Genomic DNA, 25,055 nt, shown 5'->3' with positions numbered 1-25,055 from the left:
GTGATCTCCTTCGGGTTCAGGCCAAGCCAGCGGCGGCAATGGTCAGATCGATCAACTTGATACCGACAAACGGCACCACCACGCCCCCCAGGCCGTAAATAAGGAGATTGCGGCGCAGCAGCATGGCGGCCCCCAGGGGGCGGTAACCCACGCCCTTTAACGCCAGGGGGATCAGGAAAATGATGATCAGGGCGTTAAAAATCACAGCGGAGAGAATGGCCGAGCTGGGGCTGGCCAGTCCCATGACATTGAGGGCAGACAGGGAGGGATAGGTGGTGACAAAAGCCGCCGGGATGATGGCGAAGTACTTGGCGATATCGTTGGCGATGGAAAAGGTGGTCAGGGCCCCCCGGGTCATCAGCATTTGCTTCCCGGTTTCCACAATCTCAATCAGCTTGGTGGGGTTGGAATCCAGATCCACCATGTTGCCCGCCTCCTTGGCGGCCTGGGTGCCGGTATTCATGGCCACGGCCACATCGGCCTGCGCCAGGGCCGGAGCGTCATTGGTCCCATCCCCGGTCATGGCCACCAGACGGCCTTCCCCCTGATGCTGGCGAATCAGGGCCAGCTTGGTTTCGGGAGTGGCATCGGAGAGGAAATCATCCACCCCCGCCTCAGCGGCGATGGCGGCGGCGGTCAACCGGTTGTCCCCGGTCACCATGACGGTCTTGATGCCCATGCGGCGCAACTCGGCAAAGCGCTCCTTGATCCCGCCTTTGACGATGTCTTTAAGTTCGATGACGCCCAGCACCCGGGCCTTGCCCCCCGCCTGCTCCGCCACCACCAGGGGCGTACTGCCCCGCCGGGCCACCTCTTCCACCGCACTGCTCACCTCGGCAGGAAAGGCACCCCCCAGGGCCAGCACGTATTGCTTGATGGCCTCCGCCGCCCCTTTGCGAATCTGCCGATCGGGGAAATCCACCCCACTCATCCGAGTCTGGGCGGAAAAATGGACGAAACTGGCGCCCAGGGCGTGAATATCCCGTTCCCGCAAATTAAATTTCTGCTTGGCCAATACCACCACACTGCGGCCTTCTGGGGTTTCGTCCGCCAGGGAAGACAATTGGGCCACATCCGCCAATTCTCCTTCCGCAACCCCCGCCGCAGGAATGAACGCAGCAGCCTGGCGGTTACCCAGGGTAATCGTTCCGGTTTTGTCCATCAGCAACACATCCACGTCCCCGGCCGCTTCCACGGCCCGCCCGGAGGTGGCAATCACGTTGGCCTGCATCATCCGGCTCATGCCGGCTACCCCGATGGCCGAAAGCAGTCCGGCAATGGTGGTGGGAATCAGGCAGACCAGGAGGGCCACCAGAACGGTGATGCTGACCGGATGGCCGCTACCGGCCACCTGAACGCTGAACATGGAGTAGGGCAGCAAGGTGACGGTGACCCCGAGGAAAACGATGGTCAGGGCCACCAGCAAAATGGTCAGGGCGATTTCATTGGGGGTTTTTTGCCGCTTGGCGTTTTCCACCATGGCGATCATCCGATCCACGAAGGTTTCCCCCGGATTGACCGTGACCCGCACCAACACCCAATCCGATAGCACCCGGGTGCCGCCGGTAACGGCAGAGAAATCCCCACCGGACTCCCGAATCACCGGGGCGGATTCCCCGGTGATGGCGGATTCATCCACGGAGGCCACCCCTTCGATCACTTCCCCATCGGCCGGGATGAAATCCCCCGCTTGGGCCAGGATCACATCCCCTTTGCGCAAATCAGAAGCGGGAACGGTGTACCAAGCTGCCCCCATGCGGGGTTCGTGCATTTTTTTCGCCCAGGTTTCCTTTTTCAGATTGCGTAAGGCTCCGGCCTGGGCCTTGCTCCGCCCTTCCGCCAAGGCTTCGGCAAAGTTGGCAAACAACACGGTAAACCACAGCCACAGGGCCACCGCCAGGATGAATCCGGACGATGCTTCGCCCTGCCCTCGTAGGGCTTGCAGCCACAAGAGGGTGGTTAGAAGGCTGCCCACATAAACCACGAACATCACGGGATTGCGCCATTGCACCCTGGGGCTGAGCTTCTTAAAAGCATCCCCAATGGCAGGCCGAATCAGGCTGGCATCAAACAAAGAAAAGGTTTTACGAGACATGGTGTTCTCCTTGCTCTAGCGACCGGCCCAGAGCATCAGATGCTCTACCACCGGCCCCAGAGCCAAAGCCGGAACGTAATTGAGCAAACCGACCAGCAGGACTGTGCCAATCAACAGGGTGATGAACAGGGGACCGTGGGTAGGCATGGTGCCTACGGTGACAGACAGCCGCTTTTTCCCGGCCAGGGAGCCAGCCATGGCCAGAACAGGGACGATCATGCCGAAGCGCCCCACCCACATGGCAATTCCCAAGAGCAGGTTGTAGAAGGGGGTATTGGCTGAAAGACCGGCAAAGGCACTACCGTTGTTATTGGCGGCGGAGGTCAGGGCATAGAGAATTTCCGAAAAGCCGTGGGCACCGGGATTAGCTACCCCGGCCTGCCCGGCCGCCACCATCACCGCCACCCCAGCCCCAGCCAAGACCGTCAGCGGGGTAATTAGGATGGCAATGGAGGTCATCTTCATTTCGTAGGCTTCGATTTTCTTGCCCAGGTATTCCGGTGTCCGGCCGATCATCAGCCCCGCGATGAACACCCCCAGGATGGCAAACACCAACATGCCGTAGAGGCCGCTGCCCACCCCGCCGAAGACCACTTCCCCGAGCTGCATCAGCACCAGGGGCACCAGCCCCCCCAGGGGAGTAAAGGAATCGTGCATCCCATTTACCGCGCCACAGGATGCGGCGGTGGTAATGGCGGCGAAAAGCCCGGAATCCCCGATGCCAAAGCGGCTTTCCTTGCCTTCCATGTTGCCGCCGGCCTGGGTGGCGCTGGCGCTCTGGTCAATGCCCAGGTCGGACAAACGGGGATTGCCCTGCTGCTCAAAGCTCATGGCCCCCACCGCCGCCACCAGAAACAGCACAGCCATGGCGACATAGAGGCTCCAGCCCTGGCGTCCATCCCCCACCATGCGACCAAAGGTGAAGCAGAGAGCCCCGGGAATCAGGAAAATGGCCAGCATTTCCAGGAAATTGCTCAGGGGGGTGGGGTTTTCGTAGGGATGGGCAGAGTTGGCGTTAAAAAAGCCACCTCCGTTGGTCCCCAACATTTTGATAGCTTCCTGGGAAGCCACCGGGCCCATGGCCAGTGTTTGTTGCCGGGTGGCCGCTGGTTCTGTCAGCCCATTCCCCTGGGCGTCCTTAAGGGCTTGCCCGTCCCCGTCCAGTTTGGGGGCGTCATAGTGGGTCACTTCCAGGGTAGTGGCCGTCTGGTAAGCGTCAAAATTCTGGATGACGCCCTGACTCACCAGGGCTAGGGCCAGCACCACGGACAAGGGCAGGAGGATGTAGAGCGTTGAGCGGGTCAAATCGACCCAGGCATTCCCAATCGTCTTGGCGGAATGGCGGCAGAAGCCTCGGATCAGGGCAATCACCACCCCGATCCCGGTGGCGGCGGAGAGAAAATTCTGGACCGTCAGCGCCAGCATCTGGACCAGATAGCTCATGGTGGATTCGCCGCTATAGCCCTGCCAGTTGGTATTGGTGACAAAGCTGATGGCCGTATTAAAGGCGGAATCCGGGGCCACATTGGGGAACTGCTGAGGATTGAGAGGCAGCCAGACCTGTAAGCGCTGCAAGCCATAGACCGCCACCACCCCCATGCCGTTAAACAACAGCAGGGCCAAGGCATAGCTCAACCAGCCCATTTCCTGGTCACGCTGGATGCCGCAAAGGCGATAGATCAGCCTTTCCATCCCGCCCCCCAGGCGGGTTGCCCAGCCGCCCCGCCCTTCCATCACATTGGCGATGTAGATTCCCAATGGCCGCGCCAACAGGAGCAGCAGGACAAAATACACGCCTAACAGGAGCCAGCCATGATTGGTCATGAAAAATCCTCCGGAAACAACAGGGCGGCCACCAGATAAGCCAGCAGCCCCAGGGCCAGGAGCCCGCCCACAACCGTCAGCGCACTCATTCTTTTCCCCTCAAACGAAAACATCCGACAGCCATCGCCATGGCTATCCCCAATAACAGGCCGATAGCGGCCAGGTAGATAAGATCCATGCTGATCCATCTCCACTTCCTGGTTATCCTGGTTCGAATACTAGGAAATGCCGCCTTAAAAAAATCCAAAGACTTAGCCCGCCGGTATCAAGATTTTGTAAAGACCAGGAATAAGACCCTCCCCTGGGCTAGCGGCCCCGTTCCTCCTGACCTTGGTCTCCACCCCTCCGGTGGGAAAGCCCCCGCTTCAGCCCCTGGGCCACCTTTCCCCTCCGCCGCTTTCTCCGGCCAGATCGCCCTCCACTCCTGGGGTAGAAAAAAAGGCCCAAAAGCGCCGCCCCTTGCCGCCTCCCCCGGGAACCTTTTGCCCCGCCCCGGGGACTTACCCTCACCGCCGGTTTTGCCGCCCCCGCCCGGCGGTTTAAACTCCCCCCTCTTTTGTCTCCGTTTCAGGTTGTTGCCCTTGTCCGCCGTTTCCGCCCCCCGCGCCAATTACCGCATTACCGCCCTGATCGTGGCCTCCGCCCTGTTCATGGAGCAGATGGACGCCACCGTGCTGGCCACCGCCCTGCCCACCATGGCCGCCACCTTCGGCGTTTCTCCCCTGCATATGAGCGTGGCCCTCACCGCCTACCTGATCAGCCTGGCCGTGTTCATCCCCGCCAGCGGCAAGGTGGCGGACCGATTCGGGGCCCGCAATGTGTTCCGGGTAGCCATCGTGATCTTCGTGCTGGGGTCCATTCTTTGCGGCCGGGCGGACAGCCTGCCCTTCCTGGTGGGTGCCCGCTTTCTCCAGGGCATGGGGGGCGCCATGATGATGCCCGTGGGGCGGCTGGTGCTGCTGCGCACCACGGCCCGGGAAGACTTCGTTTCCGCCATGGCCTGGCTCATGGTGCCCGGCCTGGTGGGGCCCGTGCTGGGGCCGCCCCTGGGGGGCTTTATCGTCACCTACTGGTCCTGGCGCTGGATTTTTTACATCAATGTGCCCATCGGCCTCCTGGGCCTCTATCTGGCCACCCGCTACATCGGGGAAGTGCGGGAGGAAAATCCCGGGCCCTTCGACGGGGTGGGTTTTGTCCTCTCCGGCATCGCCCTGGCCTGCCTCATGTTCGGCCTGGAACTGGCCAGCCGGGGGGTGTTGTCCCTGACCGCCATGGTGATGGTGTTCGGCCTGGGCCTCACCTGCGCTGCCCTCTATTTTCGCCACGCCCGGCGCACCCCGGCCCCCATCCTGGATTTCAGCCTGATGGCCGTGCCCACCTTCCGCCTCTCCGTGCTGGGGGGCTCCCTGGCCCGGGTTACCGCCGGGGCCACCCCCTTTCTGCTGCCCATGCTGATGCAGGTGGGCTTTGGCCTGTCGGCGGCCAAGAGCGGCCTCATCACCTTTGCCGGAGCCGCCGGGGCCATGGCCATGAAGGCCTCCGCCACCCCCATCCTGCGCCGCTTCGGCTTTCGCAACACCCTGATCTGGAACAGCGTGGTGTCTTCGGCTTGCATCGCCCTCTACGCCACCCTGCGGCCTTCCTGGCCCGAATGGAGCCTCTATGCCCTGCTCTTCTGCGGCGGCTTTTTCCAATCTCTGATTTTCACCGCCTATAACAGCGTGGCCTACGCGGACCTGCCCCCCTCCCGGATGAGCGCCGCCACCAGCTTTTACACCACCTTCCAGCAGCTCATGCTGTCCATGGGCATCTGCCTTTCCGCCGCCGCCCTCCACGCTTCCGTGGTGCTTTCCGGGCGCCAGCACGCCCTGGTGGGGGATTTTTCCGTGGCCTTTCTGACGGTCACCGCCATTTCCCTCCTGGCCGCCCCGGTCTGCGCCCGCATTCCCAAAAATGCGGGGTCCGACATGACCGGCTACCAGGACGCACCAGACTAGGGTCCGGACCTCCGAACTTTTCCCCTCAGTCTTCCCGCTCCACCCACTCCAGAATCGGCTGCCACTGTTCCAGGTCCCGGCCCATCCGGGCCGGATTGAGGTCGAACAGGGTGAGCCCCTGGGCGATGGTCTGGACGTAGAGCTGGGTATTGCGCAGATAGCCCAGCACGGGCAGTTCGTAGGCGGCAAAAAAGCGCTCCAGTTCCGCCGCCGAACGGGTGCGGGGATCCACCCGCATGCCCACCACCGCCACCTGGAGATTACCCTTGCGCACCGCCTTTTCCGCCTGGAGTTCTTCCAGGAAGCTGCGGGTGGCCAGGATGTCGAAAAAGGAGGGCTGAACCGGCACCAGAATGCGGCTCACCGCCTTCATGGCCTTATCCAGGCCCTTGCCGTGGAGCCCGGCGGGGGAATCCAGCACCGCGTGGGTGGTGCCCTTGGGGGGCCGGGCCGGGGCCCCTTCCTTGATGTCCCAGCCCCGGATGGGGGGCAGGTGGGCGGGGCGCAGGGCCAGCCATTCCCGGGCCGACTGCTGGCGATCCAGATCCCCCAGCATGACCCCGTGGCCCTGCTGGGCGAAGTAGCCCGCCAGATTGGTGGCCAGGGTGCTCTTGCCCGAGCCTCCCTTGGGATTGGCGATGAGCACGGCTTTCATGGGTGGCTTGTCCCTTTCTCGGTGGGCTGGGCGGAGGCGGCCAGCGCCTCGGTCCGGGGATGGTCCAGCCGGTCCAGGGTGTGGCGCACCAGTTCAATGTGTTCCCGCAGGGTATAGAGCAGGTCCGAATAGGCCAGGGGAATGTTGCGCCGGTTAGCCTCTTCCTCGATGCGGTCCAGCCGGTCCAGGTATTCCAGCTTGCTCCCCGGGTCGTAGTGCTCCTTCAGTTCGTTTTCCAGGAATTTCAGATCCCCGTAGCAGCGGAAAATTTTTGAGCGCACCCGCCAGGAATACAGGCTGGGAGCCAGTTTCATGAGGGGCAGCAAGAGGGCGAAGAGGGGCACCAGGAGAATGATCAGGCGCTCCACCAGCACCGCCGCCCAGAAGGGCAGATAGCGCTGCAACAGGGAAGGGCCGGACTGGTAATAGCGCTTGGCCATGTCCGCCAGGGGATAGGAGCGGTCCCGGTAGGCGGGGAATTCCCCGGGCTTGCGGAAAAAGCCCGGACCTCCGTGGACCTGCTTGGCCGCTTCCAGCAACAGGGTCTGGACCGCCGGGTGGAGGTCTTCGTGGATCACCAGATTGGCGGTGGCGGCCAGCATTTCCGTATCCCGCTTGGGGAAATTGCGAGCCAGATCCACGCCCCCTTCCGGCAGGGTGATACGGCTTAAATAGGGAAACTGGCGGCTGTAGGCCTCGGCCTGGGAAAAGTGCATGAGGCGGATGCCCGGGGAACGGAGCAGCACCTGGACCACGGGAGCTTCCGTGGCGGCGATGATGAAGGCCGCGTCAATACGGCCCTGCTGCAATTCTTCCGCCGCCTTGAGGCCCCCCAGGGCGGAAATATGCCGATCCAGGGGCACTTCATTGGCCTTGAGCAGGGTGGTGGCCAGGGGCCGCACCCCGCTCCCTTCCCCCCCTACGGCAATGCGCTTACCCGCCAGCTCGTGGAGCTGGGTCAGGGGGCGGCGGCCCCGGTAAAAGACCCAGAGGGGCTCGTAATAAACGCTGCCCAGGGTTTCCAGGGGCGTGTCCTCCACCCCGGCCGGAGGGGTGACGCCCCCCTGGATCAGGGCCACTTCCGTGGGATCGTCGTCATTGAGGAGATGCTGGAGATTTTCCTCCGAGCCCGCCGTGGTGCGGATATCCAGGGTGATGCCCTGCTTGGCCAGGATTTTGGCGTATTGCTTAGCAAAGGCGTAATAGGCCCCGTCCTCCGGGCCGGCGGCCATCACCACCCGGCTCGGGGGCGCCGGTTTGACGAAATGGAGGGCCACCAGAAAACCTAGGGTCACCACCAGCACAATGGGCCAGGCGGTAGCCAGAAGATCCCGGAGGGAAATGAGCCGGGCGCGGACTTGTTCCACCATGGGTTTTGCCTTTCCGCCTTAGACCAGGAGCACCGTGGAGCCGGTGGTGAGCCGGGCGGCCAGGGCTTCCTGGGCGGCGGCGGCTTCCTTCAGGGGGAAGGTCTGGCGCACTTCGATTTTCACCTGGCCGGACTGGACCACGGCAAAGAGCTTGGCCGCCAGGGCCTCCAGGTCTTCCCGCTTGGCGGTGTAATCCGCCAGCTTGGGGCGGGTGAAAAAGAGGGAGCCCTTGCCGCACAGGGCCAGGGGGTCCAGGGGGGGCACCGGACCGGAGGCGTTGCCGAAGCACACCAGGGTGCCCAGGGGCCGTAGGCTGTCCAGGGAACCGGCATAGGTGTCCTTGCCCACGGAGTCATAAACCACGGCCACCCCTTCCCCGTCGGTGATTTCCCGCACCCGGGCGGGGAAATTTTCCCGGGTGTAGAGAATGGGATGGTCGCAGCCATGGGCCCGGGCCAGTTCCGCCTTGGCCTCGCTGGACACGGTGCCGATCACCCGGGCCCCCAGGGCTTTCGCCCACTGGCAGGCAATCAGGCCCACGCCCCCGGCGGCGGCGTGGATCAGCACCGTATCCCCGGCCTGGACCGGATAGGTGCGATGGAGCAGGTAGGCGGCGGTCAGGCCTTGCAGCATCATGGCCGCCCCGGTCTGGAAATCAATGGTATCGGGCAGCTTCACCAGCCGGTGGGCGGGCAGGAGCCGCGCTTCCGCATAGGCACCGATGGGGCCCCCCGCATAGGCCACCCGGTCCCCCGGGGCTAGCCCGGTCACCCCCGGCCCCACCGCTTCCACCGTGCCCGCCCCTTCCAGGCCCAGCCCGGCGGGCAGGGGCGTGGGATAGAGGCCGGTGCGGTAGTAGATGTCGATGAAATTCAGGCCGCAGGCCACCTGGCCCAGGCGCACTTCCCCCGGTCCCGGTTCCCCCACGGAAACCGTCTCCCATTGCAGGACCTCCGGTCCGCCGGTGCGGTGAAAACGAATGGCATGGGTCATGGCAACTCCTGGAAGAAAGGGGTGGCAAAACAGGGGGAAACGGATCGCCGCCCTGGTCCCGGGCCAGGGACAAAGGCCGGCGGGCCAATCCGGGTGCAACGCCGTTCCCGGGGGAGCGGGGTAAAACCCCGGCTCGCCGGGGGAATCCGGGGCCCGGGGCGGCCAAGCCCAAGGGGCCGGCCCCGCCGCTCCGGCGGAGCAGAACTATACCGCCGATCCCCCTTGCCGGCCCATCCCCGATAGGTATCGCCAGGGAGCCTGGGCCTGGGTACCATGGGGCCATGCCCAATCTGCACTGGATCATTCTGCGCCGCCTGTTGCTGGCCTGGCTGCTGCTTTCCGCCATGGCCGGGGGGGCGGTGTTTTACCTGGAAAGCACCCGCCTGGACGACTATGCCATCGCCCTGGCCACCCGGGAGGCAGCGGCCTTCGGCCCGGAACTCCGGGAAGGGGCAACCAGCGGGGCCTCGGCCTTCCCGGAAGATCTGGAGCAGACCACCCTGGCTCCGGCCCGCCAGGCGGAGCTGACCCGCCGGGCGGAGGAATTCGCCCGGCACCAGTGCCTGTTCACCGCCATCAGTGACCGCCAGGGCCGGGTTCTGGCCCGCTCCTTCAACCCGGATCAGGCCCAGCTGAGCCGCCAGATCGCCGCCCAGCGCCGGGATTTGCCCCGGGACGGGCGCCGCCATTTCGCCAAGCTGAGCGCCGACGGCCGCCTGCTGATCCAGGCCCTCATTCCCCTGCCCGGCCGCAACGGGGAAGCGGCGGGCTATTTTGAGGCCGTGTTCCTGGCCGACCCGGCGGAAGTGGCCCGCTTCAACGACAATCTGCTGCGCACCATTCTCTTTGCCCTGGGGGCGGTGCTCATCACTACCCTGGCCCTCTATCCGGTAATCCTGGCCCTGCACCGGGACATGGTGAAGGCTTCCCGGGAAGTGCTCCAGGGCAACCTGGAAATGGCCACGGTGCTGGGGGCGGCCATCGCCAAGCGGGATTCGGACACCAACAGCCACAATTTCCGGGTCACCTATTACGCCTGCTGTCTGGGGGAAGCCCTGGGCCTGAAGGGCAAGGCCATGCGCTCCCTGATCATCGGCGCCTTTCTCCACGACGTAGGCAAAATCGGCATCAGCGACGCCATTCTGCTCAAGCCCGGCCCCCTCACCCCGGAGGAATTCGCCATCATGCGCAGCCATGTGCGCCTGGGGGTGGAAATCCTGGCCCCCTCCGAGTGGCTGGGGACGGCCCGGGAGGTGGTGGAATTCCACCACGAGCGTTACGACGGCAGCGGCTATCTGCAAGGTCTGAAGGGGGAAGCCATTCCCCGCAACGCCCGTATTTTCGCCGTGGCCGACGTCTTCGACGCCCTCACCAGCCGACGTCCCTACAAAGATCCCCTGGGCCTGCAAATCGTGCTGGACATGATGGCCCGGGAATCGGGCAGCCATTTCGACCCGGCCATTCTGCAAACCTTTCTGGCCAAGGCCCCCCTGCTCTACGCCCGGGTTCAGGCCCTGGACGAAGCCGGGCTGGTGGATTTGCTGGCGGGGCGGATACGCCACTACTTTTTCCGGGGCCTGCTGGACCCGGTGGCGCGCAAAAGCTTTGTGGCCAATGCGCGGCACCGCCTGGGCCTACGCCCGGCGGAGGTGGGGGACCGGCCGGAACACCAGACGGGGCGCCTGGGCTAGGGCCCCTCGCCCGGAAAGCCTTGGCAGACGGGGGTGACAAGGGCCACCCCGGGGTAAAGGCTAATGGACAAGCCTGCTGGCCCGCCCACCGGGTACAAGCAATACGGACGCCCCTTTCCCGGGGCCGCCGAGGAAGATCAGCCAACCACGGCCATTCCCGGCCAGTTTTTGGGGCCAGCCTTTAAAGAGGGGTGAGCTTGGCGTATTCCAGGGCCAGCCACTTCATCCCGGCGCCGCCGAAATTGACCTGGACCCGGGCGTCCGCCCCCCGGCCTTCACAGGCCACGATCACCCCTTGACCGAATTTGGCATGGGCCACCCCCTGGCCCACCCGCAGGCCGCTGCCCGGCACCGTGGCCGGGCCCGTGGGGGCGCTGTCCCAGCCTCCGTAGCTGGGGGAGGATTCCCCTGCCCCATAGCCCGTTTCCGCCGCCCGGTTGAGGCGCAGCAGCAGGGCCGGGGGAATTTCCTCCAGGAAGGAGGACACCAGGCAATAGCGGGTCTGGCCGTGGAGCATGCGGGTCTGGGCGTGGGAGAGGTAGAGCCGGTCCCGGGCCCGGGTAATGGCCACGTACATGAGGCGCCGCTCTTCTTCCAGCCCCCCCGCGTCCAGCAAGGCGTTTTCGTGGGGAAAGAGACCCTGTTCCAGGCCGGAGATGAAAACCACGTCAAATTCCAGGCCCTTGGCCGCATGGACGGTCATGAGCTGGACCGCCTCCTGGCCTTCCCCGGCTTGGTGTTCCCCCGCCTCCAGGGAAGCGTGGGCGAGGAAACGGCCCAGCATGGTTTCCGAGGCCGGGTCCAGGGGCGCCGCTTCCGTGCCCCCCGCTTCCGCCACGGCCAGGGGATCCGCTTCCCCGGGGACAAAGACCGGGTCCAGGGCCACCAGATTGGCGTCGTCCCCCACGAAGGCGGCGGCGGCGTTGATCAGTTCGTTCAAGTTTTCCAGCCGTTCCTGGCCGTCTTTTTCCGTGCGGTAGTGGGGGGCCAGACTGCTCCGTTCCACCACGTGTTCCACCATTTCCGGCAGGGGCAGGCTGCGGGTTTCCTGGCGCAGTTCCTCCACCAGGCGGATGAAGGCCCCCACACTGGCTCCGGGCTTGCCGGGCAGTCCGGCGGCGGCGTTGTAGAGGCTGGAATTGCCCCGGTGGGCGGCCTCCTGGAGATGTTCCAGGGTCCGGGCGCCGATGCCCCGGGCAGGGAAATTCACCACCCGCAGAAAAGCGGTGTCGTCATCCGGATTGGCGATGAGGCGCAGATAGGCCAGGGCGTGTTTCACTTCCTGGCGTTCAAAAAAGCGCAGGCCCCCGTACACCTTGTAGGGCACGGCCCGGGTGAAGAGTTCGTGTTCCAGCACCCGGGACTGGGCGTTGGAGCGGTAGAGCAGGGCGATCTGGTTGCGGGGCACCCCGTCCCGCACCAGTTCCCGCACCTCTTCCACCATCCAGCGGGCTTCGTCCAGGTCGGAGACGGCCTCATAGACCCGGATAGGCTCCCCGGCCCCCTGGTCGGTCCACAGGTTTTTCCCCAGGCGCCCCTCGTTGTGTTTGATGAGGGCGTTGGCCGCATCCAGGATATTGCCGTGGGAACGGTAGTTCTGTTCCAGGCGGATCACGTTGTCCCCGGCGAATTCCCGCTCGAAGTCCCGCATATTGCCCACTTCCGCGCCGCGAAAGGCGTAGATGGACTGGTCGTCATCCCCCACGGCGAACACCGCCGCCCCCGGGGCACCGGTGACGCTCCCTTCCATGCCCGCCAGGAGCTTCAGCCAGGCGTACTGGAGCCGGTTGGTATCTTGGAATTCATCCACCAGGATGTGGCGGAAACGTTCCTGATAGTGGCGGCGCAGGGGCTCGTTGCGGCTCAGCAGTTCAAAGCAGCGCAGCAGCAGTTCGGCGAAATCCACCACCCCTTCCCGCTGGCACTGGACCTCGTATTCGCTCCACAAATCCACCCGGCGCCGGGTGTAATCGTCCCAAGCCTCGGCCTGGGCCGGACGAATGCCCTGCTCCTTGTGGGCGTTGATGAAATTCATCAATTCCCGGGGGGGGAATTTTTCATCGTCCACATTGAGGTTTTTCAGGAGGCGCTTGATAGCCGCCAGCTGATCCGCGCTGTCCAGGATCTGGAACAGGGCGGGCAACCCGGCTTCCTTGTGGTGGGCCCGAAGCAGCCGGTTGCAGAGACCGTGGAAGGTGCCGATCCACATGCCCCGGGTGTTGATGGGCAGCATGGCCGCCAGCCGGGCCTGCATTTCCTTGGCCGCCTTGTTGGTGAAAGTCACCGCCAGCAGGCCATGGGGACTCACCTGGGAGGTGGAGATGAGCCAGGCGATGCGGGTGGTGAGCACCCGGGTCTTGCCCGACCCGGCCCCCGCCAGAATCAGGGCGTGCTGGGGCGGCAGGGTTACGGCTTGGAGTTGGGGAGGATTGAGGTGGGCAAGCAGGTCGGACATGGCAAGGCTTTCGGAAGGACGGGGAATTATAGCCGCCCCAGGCGCCTTGCCCCCGGTCGCCGGTGGTCAGCGACGGGGTCGGCAAGACGGAACTTTCCGGGGAGGCCCCAGGAAGTCCCCCCAACCTCCCCCGTTTTTCCCCGCGCCCCACAGCATCCATGAGCTCTGGCATGGCTTTTTTGCCCCGTAACCGCCCTCCGCTCCCCCGCCTTCCCCGGTTTCCATGACAGAGGGAAAAATGTCCATCCGGCGCCCAGGCCCGCCCTACTTGGCCCTGGGAAGTTTTTGTTGCGCCGCAGCAACAAAGATCAAAACGGCGTGGCTTACCTACGTAATATCCGCAGTAACCCTATAAATCCAGTGGGTTATAATACGTATTGCAATGCAACAGAAACGGCTACCGGAGGGCGCAGATAAGCGTCTTTCCCGCCTCCTCCGGCGTCCCTTCCTGACCACTCACCGTTCCCAACGCGGCCTGGCCGGGAGCCGGTTCTGGACATAACCAGAAAGGAAGCAAACCATGAAAACACCCATGATCCTGCCCTGGGTCGCCCACAAAGCGGGCCTGAGCGAAGCGGAAGCCCGCGCGCTCTGGCAACGGGCCCAGGAAGAAGCCGCCACCCTCTGCCAGCAGCGGGACGGCAACGATTTCGCCAGTCAGGCCCTGGAACGGCTCCTGACCCTGGCCAAGATTGACCACGATGCCATTCCCCGGGAAGGGAAGACGGGCACCACGGATCAAGCCCCCTGCCCCCCTTGCTTCACCGGTGTGGCCCTGCCCGCCGCCTATGCGGAGGCCGCCCCCAACATGAGCTGGATCTGGGGTCACCAGGGGCGCATGGCCCAGTTCGGCCTGACCGCCGCCGTCAATGCGGCCAAGTTCTGGCAGGACACCTGGAACGGCCTGTTCAAGCCCTATGTGCGCTTCGGCAGCTAAAGGGCGCCCCGCAAGAATTGCAGTAACTCCTCCTCTGTAGTCTGTAGCTTGTTTGACGGCGTCGGGATCACTCCTGACGCCGTTTTTTTATGGCCATCGGCCCCGCCCGGCCCGGCCCACCGTGATTCGGTCCCAGGCCCGAGGGGCGAGCGGTTATAATTTCGTCCTTTGAAACACTTCATTCTGGCCCGACCCCATGCAGGAAAAATATCAAGCCGCCGCCGTGGAAACCGCCGCCCAACAGCACTGGGTTCAAACCCAGGCCGCCCGGGCCGTGGCAAACCTCTCCCAGCCCAAGTACTACTGCCTGTCCATGTTCCCCTATCCCTCCGGGAAGCTGCACATGGGCCACGTGCGCAACTACACCATCGGCGACGTGCTTTCCCGCTTTCACCAGATGCAGGGCTTCAACGTGCTCCAGCCCATGGGCTGGGACGCCTTCGGCATGCCGGCGGAAAACGCCGCCATCCAGCACCAGGTGCCTCCCGCCCAATGGACCTACGCCAATATCGATTACATGCGCAGTCAGCTCCAACGCCTGGGCTTCGCCATCGACTGGGAACGGGAAATCGCCACCTGCAAGCCGGACTACTACCGCTGGGAACAATGGCTGTTCACTCGGCTCTTTGAAAAGGGCCTGATCTACAAGCGCCTGGGCACGGTGAACTGGGACCCGGTGGACCAGACCGTGCTGGCCAACGAACAGGTCATCGATGGCCGGGGCTGGCGTTCCGGCGCCCTGGTGGAAAAGCGGGAAATCCCCATGTATTACATGAAGATCACCGCCTACGCCGAAGAACTGCTGGCAGACCTGGATCAGCTGGAAGGCTGGCCCGAGCAGGTACGCCTGATGCAGAAAAACTGGATCGGCAAGAGCACCGGCGTGCGCCTAGCCTTCCCCTACGAGCTGGACGGTAAAGCCGACAAGCTGTGGGTTTTCACCACCCGGGCCGACACCTTGATGGGGGTCACCTTCGTGGCCGTGGCCGCCGAACACCCCCTGGCCACCCGGGCCGCCCAGAACAATCCGGAACTGGCCGCCTTCATTGAGGAATGCAAAAAAGGGGGCGTGGCCGAGGCGGATATCGCCACCATGGAAAAGAAGGGCATGCCCACGGGCATCTTCGTCCAGCACCCCCTCACCGGCGAAAAGGTGGAAGTGTGGGTGGGCAACTACGTGCTCATGAGCTACGGGGAAGGGGCCGTCATGGCCGTCCCGGCCCACGATGAACGGGATTTCGCCTTTGCCCAGAAATACGGCCTGACCATCAAGCAGGTCATCGCCGCAGCAGGGGAAAGCTTCAGTCTGGACGGCTGGCAGGAATGGTACGGGGACAAGACCCGGGCCGTCTGCGTCAATTCCGGCAAATACGATGGCCTAGCCTATGAAGCCGCCGTGGACGCCATTGCCGCCGATCTGGCCGCCAAGGGCCTGGGGGAAAAGAAGGTTCAGTTCCGCCTGCGGGACTGGGGTATTTCCCGGCAGCGCTACTGGGGCTGCCCCATTCCGGTGATCCATTGCGACAGCTGCGGCGACGTGCCCGTGCCCGACGACCAGCTGCCCGTGGTGCTGCCGGAACAGGTGCAGGTCACCGGGGCCGGTTCCCCCCTGGCGAAAATGCCCGAATTCTATGAAACCACCTGTCCCAAGTGCGGCAAACCGGCCAAGCGGGAAACGGACACCATGGACACCTTCGTGGAGTCTTCCTGGTACTTCCTCCGCTACGCCAGCCCGGACAGCGACCAGGCCATGCTGGGCAAGGAAGCGGCCTACTGGTGCAAGGGCGGTATCGATCAGTACATCGGCGGCATTGAACACGCCATCCTGCACCTGCTCTACTCCCGCTTTTTCACCAAGCTGATGCGGGACGTGGGGGTCTTCGACTTCGGCGACACCCAGCTGAAGCTGGACGAGCCCTTCGCCAACCTGCTCACCCAGGGCATGGTGGTGGCCCCCTCCTTCTTCCGGGAAGACGCCAGCGGCAAGAAACAGTGGTTCAACCCCACGGAAGTGGATGTGACCACGGACGACCGGGGCCGCCCCGTGGGCGCCACCCTCAAGGCCGACGGCCAGCCGGTGGTGATCGGCGGCACGGAAAAGATGTCCAAGTCCAAGAACAACGGGGTGGATCCCCAGGCCCTGATCGACCAGTTCGGGGCGGACACCGCCCGGCTGTTCATCATGTTCGCCGCCCCCCCCGACCAGTCCCTGGAATGGTCCGACGCCGGGGTGGAAGGGGCCCACCGCTTCCTCAAACGGCTCTGGAAGCTGGTCTATGAACACACTCTGGAAGGCCCGGTGGAAGCTTGGAACGGGGAACAGCCGGCGGAAGACCTGGCCACGCCATTGAAGGATTTCCGCCGCCACCTGCACCAAACCATTGCCAAGGTGACGGACGACTTCGGCCGCCGCAAGCAGTTCAACACCGCCATCGCCGCCGTGATGGAACTGCTCAACGCCTACGCCAAGCTGGACAGCGACTCGGACGCCGCCCGGGCGGTGAAACAGGAAGCCCTGGAAGCCGCCGTGCTCATGCTCTACCCCATCGTGCCCCACATCGGCCAGGCCCTTTACGGGGAACTCCGTCCCGGCGCCGACGCGGGCCGTCAGGCCTTCCCCAAAGCCGATCCCGCCGCCCTGGTGCAGGACGAGGTGGAACTGATGGTGCAGGTGAACGGCAAGCTGCGGGGCCGCATTACCGTGGCCGCCACCGCCGACAAGGGGGCCGTGGAAGCGGCTGCTCTGGCCTCGGAAAGCGCCCAGAAGTACATGGAAGGCAAGGCCCCCAAGAAGGTGGTGGTGGTGCCCGGCCGTCTGGTCAATATCGTTGTTTAAGCCCCGAGGAGAGCGTCCGTGCGCCGCCTGATCCTGCCCTGTCTGGCCCTGCTGGCCGGCGTCCTGATGCTCTTCGCCGCCGGTTGCGGCTTCCAGCTCAAGGCGCCCCCGGCCCTGCCCTTCCACACCATGAAAATCGATCTGCCGGAAAACTCGGACGTGGGTATCTACCTGCGCCGGGCCATCCGCACCAGCAGCACCACCCAGCTGGTAGATAAGGCGGAGGACGCGGAAGCCATCTTCGTCCAGACCAGCTACCTGCAACAGCGGGATGTGCTGTCCTATAGCGGCGGCGGCAAGATTCAGGAATACCAGCTGCGGATTCTCATCGCCTATCGCATCACCGACCCCAAGGGTCGGGACCTAACCCCGCCGGTGAACCTCACCCTGCACCGGGACATGACCTACGGGGATAGCGAAATTCTCTCCAAGGAGCAGGAAGAAACCATGCTCTGGAAGGACATGCAGCAGGATGCGGCCCAGCAGATCATGCGCCGTCTGGCCGCCATCAAGCCCCTCAATCCGGACGACGAGGACGAGTAGTGGCCCAGCTCAAGGCTGAGCAACTGACGGCCCAGCTGGAGCGGGGCCTGGCCCCCCTCTACACCCTGTACGGGGACGAGCCCCTGCTGGTCATCGAGGCCGGGGACGCCATCCGGGCCGCTGCCCGGCACCAGGGGTTCAGCGAACGGGAGGTGCTGGTAGCCGGCCCGGGCTTTAACTGGAATCAGCTGGCCCAAGCCTGCGGCAACCTTTCCCTGTTCGGGGAACGGAAACTCATCGACCTGCGCATTCCCACGGGCAAGCCCGGGCGGGAAGGAGGCCAGGCCCTCCAGGAATTCGCCCAGCGCCTAAGCCCGGACATCCTGGTACTCATTACCCTGCCCGAGCTTTCCTGGCAGGAAGAAAAATCCGCCTGGTTCACCGCCCTGACCCAGGCCGGCACCCTGGTCAAACTCAATGCCCCGCCCCTGGCCGAGCTGCCCGCCTGGATCGCCGGGCGCCTGCAACGCCAGGGCCAGAGCGGGGACCGGGACGCCCTCCAGTTCATCGCCGAACGGGTGGAAGGCAATCTCCTGGCCGCCCACCAGGAAATCCAGAAAATTGGCCTGCTCTATCCCCCCGGCCCCTTGAGCCTGGAACAGGTGCGAGAAGCGGTGCTCAACGTGGCCCGCTACGACATCGACGATTTACGCGCCGCCCTCCTGGCCGGGGACATGGGCCGTCTGTGCCGCACCCTGGACGGCCTGCGCCAGGAGGGGGAAGCCCCGCCCCTGGTGCTGTGGGCCCTCACCGAGGAACTGCGGGCCCTCGCCGCCATCAAGACCGGTCTAGTGGCTGGGCGCCCTTTGGATTTGCTGTGCAAGGAACAGCGGGTCTGGGGCCCCCGCCAGGCGGCCATGAAGCGGGCCCTGCAACGCCTGGATCTGCACCGGCTGGTGCGGGGACTGGCCCAGGCCGCCCGTATCGACCGCTGCATCAAGGGTCTGGAGCCGGGCAATGTGTGGGAAGCCTTCCTGCGCCTGGGCCTATCCCTGAGCGTCTAAGCCCAGGGGCTCGGTAAACGGCAAAAGCCCGGGCAACCGGGCTTTTTTCTTAGCTTCTGGCTGGGGCCAGGGAGAATGCTAAGGGTCAGACCCTGGGGCTCCCGCCGGCCATCCGGGGCGGAAACCGTTGCCGCCCACCTGTTTGCCGGGCTCCCCCGGCCACCACCGTTCCCGTTATCAAGACAACTCAGGCGGCTTTTTCCCCACCGGCAGGGGGAACATCGTCCGCTGCCGGTGCCTCCCCATCGGCCTCTTCCCCCTCCAGGTGTTCCCAGGCGCAATCCACATCATGGCCCTTGGGACGCAGGGCGGGCAAGGGGGTTTCCCGGACCAGACACTCGCCTTTGCAGTTGTCGTCCACCACCACCACGCCCACCTCGGCATCCACCTTCCGGTCCCCGTCCCAGTAGCTGCATGTGGCGCATACCTGGATTTCATTGGGGAGAATTAACTTGCGACTCATCGGGAACTCCTACGAAGTGCGGTCTCTGTGAGGGACTCTGACAGCAGCTTGGGGCGAAAGTTTAGTCTATATCCGCACTTTCAGTAAGGACATGGGGGGTTGGGGCCTCGGGGACCGCTATAATGGGCCCTTCCCCTGGACGCCGAAACATCATGGATATCAAGGACTACATGCACTCCCTGGGCCGCCAGGCCCGCGCCGCTTCCCGGCTCATGGCCAAGGCCGACACCAACGCCAAAAACCAGGCCCTGAAAGCTATCGCCAGCGCTATTCGGCGGGAAGAAGCCGCCCTCCTGGCCGCCAACGGGGAAGACCTGGCTGCCGCCCGGGCTGCCGGACTGGCCAGCGCCATGCTGGACCGGCTCACCCTGACCCCGAAAACCGTGGCCACCATGGCCGCTGGTCTGGAACAGATCGCCGCCCTGCCCGACCCCATTGGGGAAATGACCGATCTGCGTTTCCGCCCCTCGGGCATCCAGGTGGGCCACATGCGGGTGCCCCTGGGAGTCATCGGCATCATTTACGAAGCCCGGCCCAATGTGACCGTGGATGCGGCGGGGCTGTGCATCAAGTCCGGCAACGCTTCTATCCTCCGGGGCGGCTCGGAAGCCATTCGCAGCAACCGGGCCCTGGCGGCCCTGGTCCAGGAAGGGTTGGAAGCCGCCGGTCTGCCCGCCGAGGCGGTCCAGGTGGTGGAAACCACGGATCGGGCCGCCGTGGGGGAACTCATCACCATGCGGGAATTCGTGGACGTCATCGTGCCCCGGGGGGGCAAGGGCCTCATCGCCCGGCTCCTGGCCGAATCCCGGGTGCCCATGATTCAGCATCTGGACGGCAACTGCCACGTTTATGTGGATGAGGGGGCCGATCCGGCCAAGGCCCTGAAAATCGTGGAAAACGCCAAGACCCAGCGCTACGGCACCTGCAATACGGCGGAAACCCTGCTGGTGGCCCGCTCCGAAGCCGCCGCCCAGCTCCCCGGCCTGGCCGCCATGCTGACCGCTAAAGGGGTGGAAATCCGGGGCTGCCCGGAAACCCAGGCCCTAGTGCCCACGGCCAAGGCTGCCACGGAAGCGGACTGGGGCGAGGAATACCTAGCCCCCATCATCGCCGTAAAGGTGGTGGCCGGGCTGGACGAAGCCATTGAGCACATCAACCGCTATTCCTCCGGCCACACGGAAGCCATTGTCACCGAGGATTACAGCCACGCCATGCGCTTCCTCCGGGAGGTGGATTCCAGTTCCGTGATGGTCAATGCCTCCACCCGCTTTGCCGACGGCTTTGAATACGGCCTGGGGGCGGAAATCGGCATTTCCACGGACAAAATCCACGCCCGGGGCCCGGTGGGCCTGGAAGGCCTCACCAGCCAGAAATGGGTGGTACTGGGGAACGGCCAGGTGCGTAGCTAAGGCCCCAGGGGGGCGGGCAGCCCATGCCGCCCCGGTGCCGAGCGGGGATGGGGCCCCAGAGGGCGGGCCCGGGGGAACTCCCCCATGTTACCGGTTTCCAACCGTCATGCTTGCCCCCGGTCCTGCCCCATTCAGCCGGGGAGCTTGAGTTTAAGGGCAGCAAGCGGACCCTGCCCCGCCTTATCCAGACGGTCCGTCCAAAATCAGGAGACAGCCCCATGAAGCACCCCTTGCTCACCACCCTGCTGGCCGCCACCCTACTGGTCGCCGGCCTCAACGCCCGGGCTACGGAAGTGGCCGGTGTACGCTTCGACGACCGGCAGCACCTGGAACAGCAGGAGCTGGTGCTGAACGGGGCGGGTCTGCGCTCCAAGTTTTTCATCAAGGTCTACGCCATGGGCCTTTACCTGCCGGAAAAAAAGACCGATGCGGCCGGAGTGCTCAATAGCAAAGGCCCCAAGCGCATTACCATCGTGCCCCTCATGGAACTGAGCGCCCAGCAGTTTGTGGAAGCCCTTTCCGGCGGCATTGAAAAAAATCTCAGCGACACGGAAATCGCCCCCCTCAAGGACCGGCTCCAGACCTTCGACAACACCCTATTGGCCCTGGGCAAGGCCAGCAAAGGCACCCCCATCGCTTTGGACTGGGTGCCGGGCAAGGGTACCCGGCTGGTGGTGGGTGGCCAGGCCAAGGGCAATCCCATCCCCGGGGAAGACTTTTACCGGGCCCTGCTGCGCATCTGGCTAGGGGACAAGCCCACCCAGGGCGACCTGAAGGACAACCTGCTGGGCAAGGCCTCCTGATCCATACACATCGGGGGCCCAGCCTCCGGGCCCCTCAGGCCTCGCCGCGACCATGACCACGCCCCTTGCCCCTTCCTCTGCTCCGGAGATCTCCCCCTCCCCCGGGCCTTTTCAGGCCGTAGTGGCCGCTCCCGGCTTTGCCCTGGGGCTGCGCTGCGAAGGGGAAAGCTTAACCGGCATCCACTTCCTGCCCCCGGGCCCGGCCCGAGCTGGGACCACGCCCCTGGCCCGGGAGGCGGCCCGCCAACTGGCGGCCTATCTCCAGGATGCCCGCTTTGCCTTTGACCTGCCCTTGGCGCCCCGGGGGACCCCGTTTCAGCACCGGGTCTGGCTGGCCATTGCCGCCATTCCCCTGGGACAGACCCAAAGCTACGGGGAGCTGGCCCGGGCCTTGACCTCCTCCCCCCGAGCCGTGGGGGGCGCCTGCGGGGCCAATCCCCTACCCCTGGTGGTGCCCTGCCACCGGGTGATTGCCCAAAGCGGCCGCCTCAACGGCTTCGCCCATGAAAAGGAAGGCCAGGGGAACGGCTTTTATCTGAACATCAAACGCTGGCTACTGGCCCATGAAATCCCGGAGCGTTACACCCTCCGCCCCTGACGGGGAGGAAAAACCCCACCGCCCGGACCCGGCCGACCAGGGGGAAATGGACGCCTTCTGCGACGCCCTGTGGCTGGAAGACGGCCTGGCCAAAGCCTCCCTGGACAGCTATCGGAGCGACCTTCTGGGCCTGACCCTGTGGCTCATGGAACAGGGCTGCCCGGGCTTGGCCGGAGCGGATGAAGCCGCCCTGAGCGCCTACCTGGCCCACATCGCCCAGGCGCATCGGGCCAGTTCCCAGGCCCGCTGCCTATCCACCCTGCGCCGTTTTTACCGCTGGCAGCTGGCCCAGGGCCGCATCGGCGCCGATCCCACCCTGCGCCTCTCCATGCCGGTCAAGCCTTCCCGCCTGCCCAAGGTGCTTTCCGAAGCCCAGGTGGAAAACCTGCTGGCCGCCCCGGACTGCACCACCCCCCTGGGCCAGCGGGACCGGGCCATGCTGGAAACCCTCTACGCCACCGGCCTGCGGGTCTCCGAACTGGTGAATCTGAAGCTCCACGAGGTGAGCTTCGACATGGGAGTGGTGCGGGTTTTCGGCAAAGGGTCTAAGGAACGGCTGGTGCCCCTGGGCCAGGTGGCCCTGGACTGGCTGGGTGTCTTTATTAAGCAGGGCCGCCTCACCCTGCTGGACGGGCGCCAGAGCGACGCGGTGTTTGTCACCGGCCGGGGCGGCCCCATGACCCGCCAGATGTTCTGGACCCTGATCAAGCGCTATGCCCTGGTGGCCCACATCGACCCGGCCAAGCTCTCCCCCCACGTGCTGCGTCACGCCTTCGCCACCCACCTGCTCAACCACGGCGCCGATCTGCGGGTGGTGCAACTGCTCCTGGGCCACTCGGACATTTCCACCACCCAGATTTACACCCACGTGGCCCGGGAACGGCTCAAGGAACTCCACGCCATTCACCACCCCCGGGGCTGAAGTCCACGGCACCATCCCGGGCGGCCTAGGGTGGCGACCGGAAGAGAAAGAAAGGGAAAAAGAGGCGGAGCCCGGGGCTCAGAGATTGCAGAAGGTCATGTCGAAGGACACGTCCTTATCCACGGTGCGGGGACGAAGATCCCCATCCGGGCAGGTGAAGCGGATATTGAAGGCGTATTTATTGGCGCTGATTTCCGGAATGGCCGGCCCCTCGGTTTTCACCGTGACCCGCACCATCTGGGCCGAACTGCCCCCCAGCATGAGCTGATAGGAACCATGCTTGGCCACATAGGCCTTGGGCCGACCGCTGGCCCGCAGCAGGCGCAGCACGATGGCCAGCCCGTCCCGCAGGGGCAGGAGGGGGCGCAGCCAGCCGGAAATGGCGTCCCGCCGGGTTTCCGTGGGATGGTGACGCCAGTAGTGGTAGGACGGCAGATCGAATTCGCAGACGCCCCCGGGAATGGCGGCACGGCTCTTGATGCTCATGAGCCAGTCGTTTTCCCGCAGGTATTGGCCGATTTTCCCGGTCATGGCGAGGAGGGCGGCGGAGGCCTGCTCAATTTCGTAAAGGGCGCCGGAGAGGGCTTCTTCGGAAATATCCGGATTGTTCCGGTAGGCCAGGAGGGCTTGACGCTGGCGTTCCAGTTCCTGGATCAGATCCATTTTCAGATCCGCCCGGGAGGCCACTTCCATAATTTCAAACAGGGTCAGAAGGGCCACATGGTGTTCCAGGACCCCGTCCTCCTGCAAAAAATGGCCGGTCTTGTCGAACAGATCCTCCAGCCGCAGCAGGGTGCGGATGCGTTCGTTAAAAGGGTATTCGTAGGTAATCACGCCCGGGACCGTACCAATGGAGACTCGCCGCCTAAGATGCCAGGATTCTGAACCAGAAACCGAAAAACCTCAACCGGCGTAGGCCTTTGCAAGCCAAACCACACAAAACAGCTCAACTTTCTATGGCTTTTTGCCGAGCCAGGGACAGATAGTGTTCGTGAAGCCGGGCCACCTGGGGTTCTAAGGCATCCGGACCATCATCGTTACGCACCACATCGTCGGCCGCCGCCAGCCGGGCTTCCCGACTCGCCTGGACGGCCAGAATGGCCCGTACCTGAGCTTCCGTCAGGCCATTGCGGGCCACCACCCGGGCAATCTGGCGGGCCGGGTCACAATCCACCACCAGAATGCGGTCCGCCCGGTCCCGGTACTGGCCCGATTCCACCAGCAAAGGCACGGCCAAGATCACATAGGGAGCCTGGGCGGCGCCGCATCGCCGGTCCGCTTCGGCTCGGATCAGGGGATGGAGAATGGCTTCCAGGCGCCGCCGGGCATCCCCGTCAGAAAAGACCCGCTGGCGCATGGCGGCCCGATCCAGGGCCCCATCCGGGGCCACCACCCCGTCGCCGAAGGCCGCCCGGATGGGGACCATGGCGGCGCCCCCGGGGACGGTCAGTTCATGGGCAATGGCGTCCGTATCCACCTGCACCGCGCCCCGGGCCTCAAAGAGGGCGGCCACGGTGCTTTTACCGCTGCCGATGCCCCCGGTGAGGCCCACCAGAAACACCCTCAGTGCCCCTTGGGAGAAGGATCGCAGCTGACCGCCTTGATCTCGCCCACCTGGGCCGCGGCGGCGGTCCGGAAAGCTTCCAGCTGGGCGGCCGGGCCCCGCATTTCCAGGCGCACCGTATCCCCCTTCTGGGTCTTGGGGCCGGTCTTGGCGGAGCGGACGCCCCGCTTTTTCAGGTCTTCCAGCCGATCCTTAGCTGCCTGTTCGCTGGAGAAAATGCCCAGGGAAATGGCGTTACGGCTGGCCCCGTCCTGGACAATGAAGTATTCAGGCACCTGCAAGGCCTTCAACTGCTCCGCCTTATGCTCCGCCTCCTGACGGCTGGCCAGGGGGGGGATATAGACCCAGTAGGCGGAAGCCTCGCCCTGGAGGCTGCGCCCGGCCTTGAGGGCGGCGTATTTGCTGCCGCCCAGGGCAGCCAGCTTATCCGCCTGGGCCCCGGCTAGGCCGTTCCACACCAGGCACCGGTCCCCCTTGGGATCGGCGGCTTTTTTATCGTTGCCCTTGTCGGCGGACTTGTCGTTTTTATCAGCGGTTTTATCCGCGCCCTTGGGGGCGGCTTTATCGGCTTTTTCCCCCTTATCGTTCTTGTCGCCCTTGTCCGAGGCCTTGCCATCCTTGCCCCCGTCCTTGGCCTCTTTGGCGGCGTCCCCGGATTTATCCCCGGCATCCGCCTGGGCTTCCGGCCCGGCGGCCCCATCTGCCGTGCTGGCGGACGGGGTGGCAGCTTCATCCGCCGGGGCCTGGCCCCGGGCCAGAATGCGCACCTTTTCCGGGGCCAGCTGTTGCCGGATGCGGTCCCGGTCCGGATTGTCGCCGATGCCGAAAAAGCCCTGGGCGTAGGCCAGGAATAGGAGATTGGCTAGAACCAGGATAAAGACCAGGGCGCGCATGGG

Annotated in this window: 21 protein-coding genes; 10 read left to right on the top strand and 11 right to left on the bottom strand. The window is 64.7% G+C overall.

Annotated features, from left to right (window positions below):
• Positions 1 to 16: 16 nt before the first annotated feature.
• From kdpB to kdpF, 3 genes are read right to left on the bottom strand one after another with little or no spacing between them, the layout of a single operon-like run.
• Positions 17 to 2,095, bottom strand: a complete 2,079-nt coding sequence (gene kdpB, locus Azoinq_RS09290) for a potassium-transporting ATPase subunit KdpB (RefSeq protein ID WP_216129755.1) — start codon at positions 2,093 to 2,095, stop codon at positions 17 to 19.
• A gap of 15 nt (positions 2,096 to 2,110) precedes the next feature.
• Positions 2,111 to 3,919 carry a potassium-transporting ATPase subunit KdpA gene (gene kdpA / locus Azoinq_RS09285; RefSeq protein WP_216129757.1) on the bottom strand — a complete coding sequence of 603 codons (1,809 nt, stop codon included), beginning with the start codon at positions 3,917 to 3,919 and terminating at the stop codon, positions 2,111 to 2,113.
• Entirely contained in the window at positions 3,916 to 4,008 is a 93-nt protein-coding gene (gene kdpF, locus Azoinq_RS09280; protein WP_216129759.1) for a K(+)-transporting ATPase subunit F, read from the bottom strand. Before kdpF ends, kdpA begins: the two co-directional genes overlap by 4 nt.
• Positions 4,009 to 4,500: 492 nt before the next feature.
• Between kdpF and Azoinq_RS09275 the strand changes: the two genes are divergently transcribed.
• The gene (locus Azoinq_RS09275; protein ID WP_216129761.1) at positions 4,501 to 5,916 is read left to right on the top strand and encodes an MFS transporter; all 1,416 of its coding nucleotides are present in this window, start codon (positions 4,501 to 4,503) and stop codon (positions 5,914 to 5,916) included.
• A gap of 25 nt (positions 5,917 to 5,941) precedes the next feature.
• Here the strand turns inward: Azoinq_RS09275 and Azoinq_RS09270 are convergent, their stop codons facing one another.
• Genes Azoinq_RS09270 through Azoinq_RS09260 form a run of 3 tightly spaced genes read right to left on the bottom strand, consistent with a single transcriptional unit; the run spans position 5,942 to position 8,934 of the window.
• Positions 5,942 to 6,571 (bottom strand): ParA family protein, encoded by a 630-nt coding sequence (locus tag Azoinq_RS09270; protein WP_216129763.1) that lies wholly within the window; start codon positions 6,569 to 6,571, stop codon positions 5,942 to 5,944.
• Positions 6,568 to 7,941, bottom strand: coding sequence for a TAXI family TRAP transporter solute-binding subunit (locus Azoinq_RS09265; protein ID WP_216129764.1), 1,374 nt, complete (start codon positions 7,939 to 7,941; stop codon positions 6,568 to 6,570). Before Azoinq_RS09265 ends, Azoinq_RS09270 begins: the two co-directional genes overlap by 4 nt.
• Before the next feature lie 18 nt (positions 7,942 to 7,959).
• Positions 7,960 to 8,934 (bottom strand): quinone oxidoreductase family protein, encoded by a 975-nt coding sequence (locus Azoinq_RS09260; protein ID WP_216129766.1) that lies wholly within the window; start codon positions 8,932 to 8,934, stop codon positions 7,960 to 7,962.
• 281 nt (positions 8,935 to 9,215) lie between these two features.
• On the opposite strand from Azoinq_RS09260, the gene Azoinq_RS09255 reads away from it, so the two are divergent.
• Positions 9,216 to 10,625, top strand: a complete 1,410-nt coding sequence (locus tag Azoinq_RS09255; RefSeq protein WP_216129768.1) for an HD-GYP domain-containing protein — start codon at positions 9,216 to 9,218, stop codon at positions 10,623 to 10,625.
• Positions 10,626 to 10,806: 181 nt separating this feature from the next.
• Here the strand turns inward: Azoinq_RS09255 and Azoinq_RS09250 are convergent, their stop codons facing one another.
• Positions 10,807 to 13,080 carry a UvrD-helicase domain-containing protein gene (locus Azoinq_RS09250; protein WP_216129770.1) on the bottom strand — a complete coding sequence of 758 codons (2,274 nt, stop codon included), beginning with the start codon at positions 13,078 to 13,080 and terminating at the stop codon, positions 10,807 to 10,809.
• A 520-nt stretch (positions 13,081 to 13,600) separates the two neighbouring features.
• Here Azoinq_RS09250 and Azoinq_RS09245 point away from each other — a divergent pair.
• The 4 genes from Azoinq_RS09245 (at position 13,601) to holA (ending at position 18,400) form a co-directional block, all read left to right on the top strand.
• Positions 13,601 to 14,017, top strand: a complete 417-nt coding sequence (locus tag Azoinq_RS09245; protein ID WP_216129772.1) for a hypothetical protein — start codon at positions 13,601 to 13,603, stop codon at positions 14,015 to 14,017.
• A gap of 196 nt (positions 14,018 to 14,213) precedes the next feature.
• Positions 14,214 to 16,853, top strand: a complete 2,640-nt coding sequence (leuS, locus tag Azoinq_RS09240) for a leucine--tRNA ligase (protein ID WP_216129774.1) — start codon at positions 14,214 to 14,216, stop codon at positions 16,851 to 16,853.
• 18 nt (positions 16,854 to 16,871) lie between these two features.
• Positions 16,872 to 17,396 carry an LPS-assembly lipoprotein LptE gene (locus Azoinq_RS09235; RefSeq protein ID WP_216129776.1) on the top strand — a complete coding sequence of 175 codons (525 nt, stop codon included), beginning with the start codon at positions 16,872 to 16,874 and terminating at the stop codon, positions 17,394 to 17,396.
• Positions 17,396 to 18,400 (top strand): DNA polymerase III subunit delta, encoded by a 1,005-nt coding sequence (gene holA, locus Azoinq_RS09230; protein ID WP_216129778.1) that lies wholly within the window; start codon positions 17,396 to 17,398, stop codon positions 18,398 to 18,400. The genes Azoinq_RS09235 and holA overlap by 1 nt, the downstream gene beginning before the upstream one ends.
• 187 nt (positions 18,401 to 18,587) lie before the next feature.
• Here the strand turns inward: holA and Azoinq_RS09225 are convergent, their stop codons facing one another.
• The gene (locus Azoinq_RS09225) at positions 18,588 to 18,863 is read right to left on the bottom strand and encodes a hypothetical protein (RefSeq protein WP_216129780.1); all 276 of its coding nucleotides are present in this window, start codon (positions 18,861 to 18,863) and stop codon (positions 18,588 to 18,590) included.
• 152 nt (positions 18,864 to 19,015) lie between these two features.
• On the opposite strand from Azoinq_RS09225, the gene Azoinq_RS09220 reads away from it, so the two are divergent.
• From Azoinq_RS09220 to xerD, 4 genes are all read left to right on the top strand, one after another.
• Positions 19,016 to 20,272 (top strand): glutamate-5-semialdehyde dehydrogenase, encoded by a 1,257-nt coding sequence (locus Azoinq_RS09220; RefSeq protein ID WP_216129782.1) that lies wholly within the window; start codon positions 19,016 to 19,018, stop codon positions 20,270 to 20,272.
• Between the two features lie 218 nt (positions 20,273 to 20,490).
• On the top strand, positions 20,491 to 21,075 hold the full coding sequence (locus tag Azoinq_RS09215; protein WP_216129784.1) for a chalcone isomerase family protein: 585 nt from the start codon (positions 20,491 to 20,493) through the stop codon (positions 21,073 to 21,075).
• Positions 21,076 to 21,127: 52 nt separating this feature from the next.
• Positions 21,128 to 21,673, top strand: a complete 546-nt coding sequence (locus Azoinq_RS09210) for a methylated-DNA--[protein]-cysteine S-methyltransferase (protein ID WP_216129786.1) — start codon at positions 21,128 to 21,130, stop codon at positions 21,671 to 21,673.
• Positions 21,674 to 21,719: 46 nt separating this feature from the next.
• Entirely contained in the window at positions 21,720 to 22,595 is an 876-nt protein-coding gene (xerD, locus tag Azoinq_RS09205) for a site-specific tyrosine recombinase XerD (protein WP_232368610.1), read from the top strand.
• Positions 22,596 to 22,673: 78 nt separating this feature from the next.
• On the opposite strand, the gene zapD is transcribed toward xerD, so the two are convergent.
• The 3 genes from zapD to Azoinq_RS09190 form a co-directional block, all read right to left on the bottom strand.
• Positions 22,674 to 23,429: a cell division protein ZapD gene (zapD, locus tag Azoinq_RS09200; RefSeq protein ID WP_216129790.1), complete on the bottom strand. Its 756-nt coding sequence runs from the start codon at positions 23,427 to 23,429 to the stop codon at positions 22,674 to 22,676.
• 112 nt (positions 23,430 to 23,541) lie between these two features.
• On the bottom strand, positions 23,542 to 24,162 hold the full coding sequence (coaE, locus tag Azoinq_RS09195) for a dephospho-CoA kinase (RefSeq protein WP_216132081.1): 621 nt from the start codon (positions 24,160 to 24,162) through the stop codon (positions 23,542 to 23,544).
• Positions 24,159 to 25,052, bottom strand: coding sequence for a hypothetical protein (locus Azoinq_RS09190; RefSeq protein WP_216129792.1), 894 nt, complete (start codon positions 25,050 to 25,052; stop codon positions 24,159 to 24,161). Before Azoinq_RS09190 ends, coaE begins: the two co-directional genes overlap by 4 nt.
• Positions 25,053 to 25,055 lie beyond the last annotated feature (3 nt).

Origin of the sequence: Azospira inquinata (assembly GCF_018905915.1) — a bacterium.
Lineage (GTDB): Bacteria > Pseudomonadota > Gammaproteobacteria > Burkholderiales > Rhodocyclaceae > Azospira > Azospira inquinata.
The sequence above is the reverse complement of the archived record's forward strand: the minus strand, read 5'-3'. Positions and strand labels throughout refer to the sequence as shown.

Bases quoted from the DNA above. Each gene is read 5' to 3' on its own strand.
- kdpB (WP_216129755.1), bottom strand. From the start codon at position 2,095: ATGTCTCGTAAAACCTTTTCTTTGTTTGATGCCAGCCTGATTCGGCCT.
- kdpA (WP_216129757.1), bottom strand. From the start codon at position 3,919: ATGACCAATCATGGCTGGCTCCTGTTAGGCGTGTATTTTGTCCTGCTG.
- kdpF (WP_216129759.1), bottom strand. From the start codon at position 4,008: ATGAGTGCGCTGACGGTTGTGGGCGGGCTCCTGGCCCTGGGGCTGCTG.
- Azoinq_RS09270 (WP_216129763.1), bottom strand. From the start codon at position 6,571: ATGAAAGCCGTGCTCATCGCCAATCCCAAGGGAGGCTCGGGCAAGAGC.
- Azoinq_RS09265 (WP_216129764.1), bottom strand. From the start codon at position 7,941: ATGGTGGAACAAGTCCGCGCCCGGCTCATTTCCCTCCGGGATCTTCTG.
- Azoinq_RS09260 (WP_216129766.1), bottom strand. From the start codon at position 8,934: ATGACCCATGCCATTCGTTTTCACCGCACCGGCGGACCGGAGGTCCTG.
- Azoinq_RS09255 (WP_216129768.1), top strand. From the start codon at position 9,216: ATGCCCAATCTGCACTGGATCATTCTGCGCCGCCTGTTGCTGGCCTGG.
- Azoinq_RS09250 (WP_216129770.1), bottom strand. From the start codon at position 13,080: ATGTCCGACCTGCTTGCCCACCTCAATCCTCCCCAACTCCAAGCCGTA.
- Azoinq_RS09245 (WP_216129772.1), top strand. From the start codon at position 13,601: ATGAAAACACCCATGATCCTGCCCTGGGTCGCCCACAAAGCGGGCCTG.
- leuS (WP_216129774.1), top strand. From the start codon at position 14,214: ATGCAGGAAAAATATCAAGCCGCCGCCGTGGAAACCGCCGCCCAACAG.
- Azoinq_RS09225 (WP_216129780.1), bottom strand. From the start codon at position 18,863: ATGAGTCGCAAGTTAATTCTCCCCAATGAAATCCAGGTATGCGCCACA.
- Azoinq_RS09220 (WP_216129782.1), top strand. From the start codon at position 19,016: ATGGATATCAAGGACTACATGCACTCCCTGGGCCGCCAGGCCCGCGCC.
- Azoinq_RS09215 (WP_216129784.1), top strand. From the start codon at position 20,491: ATGAAGCACCCCTTGCTCACCACCCTGCTGGCCGCCACCCTACTGGTC.
- Azoinq_RS09210 (WP_216129786.1), top strand. From the start codon at position 21,128: ATGACCACGCCCCTTGCCCCTTCCTCTGCTCCGGAGATCTCCCCCTCC.
- xerD (WP_232368610.1), top strand. From the start codon at position 21,720: ATGGACGCCTTCTGCGACGCCCTGTGGCTGGAAGACGGCCTGGCCAAA.
- Azoinq_RS09190 (WP_216129792.1), bottom strand. From the start codon at position 25,052: ATGCGCGCCCTGGTCTTTATCCTGGTTCTAGCCAATCTCCTATTCCTG.